Consider the following 5997-nt stretch of genomic DNA (forward strand, 5'->3'; position numbering starts at 1 on the left):
CCCCGGCACGGGGCCGCCGGATTCAAGCCAGCCGGCCGCAGGCCTCGGCGATGCGGCGGCATCCTTCCTCGATGTTCTCCATCGAGGTGGCGAAACTCAGGCGCAGATAGGGCGACAGGCCGTAGGCCGTGCCATCCAGCACCGCGACGCCCGCGTCGTCCAACAGGAACATGACGACGTCCAGGTCGGTGCGCAGCGTCGCCCCGCCCGGCGTGCGCCTGCCGAGCAGGCCCTCGACGCAGGGATAGACGTAGAACGCGCCCTGCGGCCGCGGGCAGCGGATGCCGGGCACGGCGTCCAGCAGCGCCACGATACGGTCGCGACGGGCGTGGAACACCGCCGCCGCCTCGCCGACGCATGCCTGGTCGGCGCTCAGGGCAACGCGCGCGGCTGCCTGGCTGATGGCGCTGACGCAACTGGTGCTTTGCGAGATCAGCGTGGCCATGGCCTTGATCAGCGCCTTGGGGCCGCCGGCATAGCCCAGGCGCCAGCCGGTCATGGCGTAGGCCTTGGAAACGCCGTTGATGGTGAGCGTGCGGCCAGCCAATTCAGGCGCGACCGCGGCCGGCGAGGCATGGCGCTGGTCGCCATAGGCCAGGTGCTCGTAGATCTCGTCGGTCATCAGCCAGACCTGGGGGTGGCGCAGGAGCACCGCGGCCAGGTCGCGCAGCTCCTGCGCGCTGTACATGGCGCCGGTCGGATTGCTCGGCGTATTGAGCAGCAGCCATTTGGTGCGCGGCGTGATGGCCCGCTCCAACGCGTCGGGGGTGAGCTTGAAGCCGTCGGCCTCCGGGCAGGCCAGCACCACCGGCGTGCCGTCGTTGACCAGCACCATGTCGGGATACGACACCCAATAGGGCGCCGGGATGATGACCTCGTCGCCAGCCTGCACGGTGGCGGCCAGCGCAGTATACAGGAGCTGCTTGGCGCCCACGCCGACGATCAGCTCGTCGAGCGCATAATCGAGCCCGTTTTCGCGCTGGAACTTGGCGCGCGCCGCTTCCAGCAGCGGCCGCGCGCCGGTCGAAGCGGTATAGCGGATGTCGCCGCTGTTGAGCGCGTCGATACCGGCCTGCACGATGTGCGCCGGCGTCGGCAGGTCGGGCTCGCCGACGGTGAAGTCGATGATGTCGCGCCCTTGCGCGCGCAACTGGTCGACCCGGGTCTTGGCCGCCATGCTGGGCGACGGTTTGATGGCGCGCGCGCGGGCCGCCAGGAATTCCGCAGCGGCGCCGCTCATGCCAGCCCCTTGGCGGCGAAGGCCGCCTGCATCCAGCTTTGCGTGCGGGCGCCGCCATCGATCTCGGCCATGATGCGCGCTTCCTTGTCGGCATGCGCGCGCGCCGCCGCGATCAGCGCCGGCGCCTCGTCGGCCGCGAAACTCACCAGTCCATCCTCGTCGCCCACCACGATGTCGCCCGGGTGGATCACCTGCCCGCCGATGGAGACCGGCACGTTGACCTCGCCCGGACCATCCTTGTAGGGGCCGCGGTGGATGTGGCCGCGCGCGTAGCAGGGAAACGCATCGGCCTCGAACGCGCCGACATCGCGGATGGCGCCGTCCACCACCACGCCGGCACAGCCATGCGCCTGCAGATAGCGCTTCATGATCTCGCCCAGCACGGCGTTGGACAGATCGCCGCCGGCGTCCACCACCAGCACATGGCCCGGCTGCACCTGCATCATGGCCTTGTAGATCATCAGGTTGTCGCCGGGACGGGTCTTGACGGTGAGCGCGGTGCCGACCAGCTTGCCGGCGCGGTTGTAGCGGTGCAGTCCGGCAATGCCTTCACGGCGCGCCAGGTTGTCGCTGAGATGCGGCGTGACGATGCCTGCCAGCGCCTGCAGGATGGATTCGGGGGCAACGGGGGCGGCCGGCAATATGCGCGTGCCGGTGAGGAGGGTGGCCATGGCGGTCTGCGTAGTCCTGAAACGAATGAGTCAGACCGAATGGTCGGCGCTTTCGGCGTTTCGAAAAAGGGATTAAATTTCCATGATCTTCATCCATTAAAGGAATATAAGGGTTAGCCCTTATCGGAAATTTCGGAATGAACAAGACCCTGTTGCGGAACCCGGCATGCTGACCTTCAAGCAGATCGAGGCACTCTATTGGACGGTGCGCCTGGGCACTTTCTCGGCTTCGGCGCAGAAGCTGCACACGACCCAGTCGGCCATCACCAAGCGCATCCAGGAACTGGAGGCGGATTTCGACGTGGCCCTGTTCGATCGCTCCGGCCATCGCGCTGAACTGACCGCGCGCGGCCATGAGGTCTACGCTCTGGCCGAGGAAATGCTGGGCCATCGCGACCGCCTGCTGGTGCGGCTGAAGGGCCAGCACACGCTGACCGGCACATTCCGCTTCGGCATTACCGAGATCACCGCGATGACCTGGCTGCCGGCCCTGATCCGGCTGTTGCGCGCGCACTATCCGCGCATCACGCTGGAGCCCCATATCGACCTGGGCGCGGACTTGCAGAAACGCCTGCAGGCGGGCCAACTGGACATGGCATTCCTGCACGGTGAGTTCGCCGAATCCGGCCTGCAGGCGGTGGCCCTGCAGCGCCTCGAATTCGCCTGGATGGGCAGCCCCGACATGATCGACCCGAGCCGCATCTACACGCCCGCCGATATCGCGGCGCTGCCGCTGCTACGCCAGAGCCGCGAGTCGGGGCTGAACATGATCTACGACGGCTGGCTCAAGCCGCACACGCCGGCCAGCAACATGTTCACCATCAACAGCCTGATCGCCATGGCCGGGCTGACCGCGGCGGGATTCGGGGTGAGCTGCCTGCCGCGGGACTATTTCGCCGACATGGTCAGCGCCAGGCAACTCGTGATTGCGCGGACCAGCACCGCGGCGCCCCAGTCGGTGTATTGCGCCATGTACCGGCGCGGGGCCGATGATGCGTTCTGCGAGAACGTGGCGGAGTTGGCGCGTAGCTGTTGCGACTTTTCTTCCAACCATTGAGAAGAGAGAGGCGCGAGGGGTGGGGTTCTTGAGGGCTGGAAGCAACCGCTCAAGCTGTCAGCGGCAGCGCCTCAAAGCACCGCCTGAATCGCATCCCGAGCCTGATGCGACAGTTCCAACCGCGTCGGCAAAGTCCCGTCGGCATGCTTGGTCGCCAGTACCGGCAAGAACACCACCTCCACCGACAGCCCCGTCGTTCCCATCACGCGCCAGAGATTCGCCACCAGCGTCTCCTCGCCCACGAACGCCGCGAAACCGCTGCGTTTGCCGTGCTGCAGGAAACGCAATGCCACCGGCTGGATTTCCACTGCCGCCGTGCGCGCCGGCTCGAACAGGCTGGCGTGGAACGGGCGCAGCTCGAACCCTTCGCTGGTCGTGCCTTCCGGGAACAGGCCCACCGCATCGCCGAGCTTGAAGCGCGCGTGCATCGACTCGCCCATCGCATGCACCGCGTGGCGCTGGCCACGCTCGATGAACAGCGTGCCCGCGCCCGCCACCAGCCAGCCGATCACCGGCCAGGCGCGGATTTCGCTCTTGGCCACGAACGACGTCGCGCGCGCCGAATTCAGCACGAAGATGTCGATCCAGGACACGTGGTTCGCCACCAGCAGCACCGGCCCGGTCATGCGCGGCTCGCCCTTGAACACGACCCGCAGACCGCAGGCCGCCATCAGGCAACGCGACCAGGTACGGTTGAGCCAGGCCCGCGACTTCGGGCGCAGCAGCGGATACACCAGACCCACGCACAGCAGGCCGATGAGAATCAACGGCACCACCAGCATGAGGCGAAGGACAAAGCGCAGCAGCTTCAAACAAGGCTCTCCCAGGCCGGGCGGCCACCCACCAGGGTGACGCGGACTCGACCGGGCAGCATCATACCCGCGAACGGCGTATGACGGCTGTGGCTTTGCAAGGCGCCGGGCGCCACCAACCATTCGTCCTCCAGGTTCACCAGGCACAGATCGGCAGGCGCGCCCACGCCCAACTGGCCCAGCCCGGACAGCGTAGGGCGCAGGCTGCGCAGCACCGCCGCCGGCCCCGAGGTCACCCGGGCCAGCGCCAGCGGCAGCGGCACACGGCTGTCGCGGGCCCATTTCAGCGCCAGCGACAGCAGCAACTCCAGGCCCGTGGCGCCGGGCTGCGAATACGGGAACGGGGCGGACTTGCCCGCGTCGTCGACCAACGCGTGATCCGAACACAGCGCCTCCACCAGCCCCTCGCGCAGCGCCGCCTGGATCGCATCGCGGTCGCGCTGGCCGCGCAGCGGCGGGCGCAGGTGGAAATCGGTATTGAAATAGCCGATATCCACGTCGGTCAGGTGCAGGCTGCTGGCCGACACGTCGGCGCTGACCGGCAGACCTTCGCGGCGCGCGGCGCGCAGCAATTCCAGGCCGCCGGCGCTGGACAGGCGCGACAGGTGCACACGCGCGCCGGTGGCGCGTTGCAGCTCGAAAATCGTGTGCAGGGCCAGCACTTCGGCCTGCGGCGGCAGGCCCTCCAGGCCCAGGCGGTCGGCGTAGGCGCCGGCGGCAACCACCGCCCCCTGCCCCAGCCATGGATCCTGAGGCCGCAGCCACAGCGCCAGGCCCTGCCCGGCGGCGTAGCGCATGGCGCCCCACAGCACCCGGGTGTCGGCAATGCCGGACTCTCCCTGCGAGAATGCCACGCAGCCAGCCTGCGCCAGCAGGCTCATTTCGGCCAGGGTCTCGCCGCGCAGGCCGACGCTCAGGGCGCCGATCGGCAGCACGCGGCCATGGCCGGGCGGCGCCTCGCGCAGCAGCGCCTCGACTTTGGCCGGTTCGTCCAGCGGCATGTCGGCGCCCGGCGGCAAGGCCAGCGTGGTCACGCCGCCGGCCAGGGCCGCGCGCAGCTCGGCCGGAGACAGGCGCGGGTCGTGCGGCGCGCCGGCGTCCGGGCGCAGCACGCGCGCCGACAGGTCCACCAGGCCCGGCAGCAGCGCCAGGCCGGTGGCATCGATGCGCCGGTCGGCCTGGAAGCCGTCGGGCGCCCGGCCGACCGCCACCACGCGGCCGTCGGCGATGAAAAGGTCCTGGACACCGTCGCGGTCGTGGGCCGGGTCAATCAGGCGGCCATTGGCGATGTGCAGCCTCATGCGACGGCTCCCGCCAACACGCCCAGGGCAGCCAGGCGTAAATCGTGTCCGGCGCGGGCCAGGCCCGCCTCGGCATCGACCAGGCCGGCGGCGATGTCGCCATCGACCTCGATGCCCGGCGTCAGCGCGGCGGCCGGCAGCAGCAGGGCATCGGGCCGGGCCACGGCCAGGCGGGCGGGCGTCAGGCCGTAACCGGCGGCGTACTCGCGGGCCGACGGCAGCAGCGCGCCGCTCATGCGCTCCGCCCGCAACGGCAGGACGATGACGACATCGGCGTCGGCCAGGCATTCATGCAGCGTGTCGCAGGCTCTCACGCCCAGTTGCGGCAAGCCATCGGGCCGCAGGGTGCGCGGCGCGGCGGCGCGCACTTCCGGCACGCCCAGCGTCGTCATCACGTGAATCAGGCTGCGCGCCACGGCACTGTGGCGGATGTCGCCCACCAGCGCCACGGCCAGGTTGGTCAGGTCGCGTCCGGCCTGGCGCATCGCCTGCACGCAGGCCAGCGCCGGCAGCGGATCGGCGTGCGCGCCGTCGCCGGCGTTGAGGATGCGCAGGCCCGGCGCCCGGGCGCCGGCGGCACAGACGGCGGCGCCGCTGGCCGGATGCCGCAGCACCAGGATGCCGGCGGGCAGGCCGGCGGCAACGGCGGCGGGAGACCAGGCCGCGGCGCTGTCAGCAGCAAACGGATCGCCGGCGCCAACGCCGTGGCCGCGATCCACGCCGGCGTCGGCACCCTGGCCCGTGCCATCCGCCAGCGCCACGGGCCGCAGACCCAGTTGCGAGGCGGCGGCCTCGAAGCCCTGCCGCAAATCGGCGTCGCCGGCGGGCAGGCCCAGGAACACCGGCAGGTCGGCGGCGGCGGACGCCTGGCCGGCGGAGAAACCCGCCGCCATGTCGAGCAGGCGCTCGACATGGC

6 protein-coding genes are annotated in these 5997 nt (G+C 70.1%); 1 reads left to right on the forward strand and 5 read right to left on the reverse strand.

From position 1 onward, the window contains the following. Nucleotides 1-22: 22 nt before the first annotated feature. On the reverse strand, nucleotides 23-1240 hold the full coding sequence (locus AC6LKG_RS26170; RefSeq protein WP_498169839.1) for an aminotransferase class I/II-fold pyridoxal phosphate-dependent enzyme: 1218 nt from the start codon (nucleotides 1238-1240) through the stop codon (nucleotides 23-25). Continuing rightward, the gene (locus AC6LKG_RS26175) at nucleotides 1237-1911 is read right to left on the reverse strand and encodes an RraA family protein (protein WP_498169842.1); all 675 of its coding nucleotides are present in this window, start codon (nucleotides 1909-1911) and stop codon (nucleotides 1237-1239) included. Before AC6LKG_RS26175 ends, AC6LKG_RS26170 begins: the two co-directional genes overlap by 4 nt. Before the next feature lie 166 nt (nucleotides 1912-2077). Between AC6LKG_RS26175 and AC6LKG_RS26180 the strand changes: the two genes are divergently transcribed. Next, a complete protein-coding gene (locus tag AC6LKG_RS26180; RefSeq protein ID WP_498169844.1) occupies nucleotides 2078-2968 on the forward strand; it encodes a LysR family transcriptional regulator in 891 nt (296 codons plus the stop codon). 71 nt (nucleotides 2969-3039) lie between these two features. On the opposite strand, the gene AC6LKG_RS26185 is transcribed toward AC6LKG_RS26180, so the two are convergent. The 3 genes from AC6LKG_RS26185 to AC6LKG_RS26195 form a co-directional block, all read right to left on the reverse strand. Next, on the reverse strand, nucleotides 3040-3780 hold the full coding sequence (locus AC6LKG_RS26185) for a lysophospholipid acyltransferase family protein (RefSeq protein WP_498169846.1): 741 nt from the start codon (nucleotides 3778-3780) through the stop codon (nucleotides 3040-3042). Next, on the reverse strand, nucleotides 3777-5081 hold the full coding sequence (locus tag AC6LKG_RS26190; protein ID WP_498169848.1) for a dihydroorotase: 1305 nt from the start codon (nucleotides 5079-5081) through the stop codon (nucleotides 3777-3779). Before AC6LKG_RS26190 ends, AC6LKG_RS26185 begins: the two co-directional genes overlap by 4 nt. After that, a partial coding sequence (locus AC6LKG_RS26195; protein WP_498169849.1) for an aspartate carbamoyltransferase occupies nucleotides 5078-5997 on the reverse strand: 920 nt, incomplete at its 5' end. The genes AC6LKG_RS26195 and AC6LKG_RS26190, both read right to left, overlap by 4 nt.

The sequence above is a fragment of the Achromobacter sp. 46006 genome, from assembly GCF_059761975.1.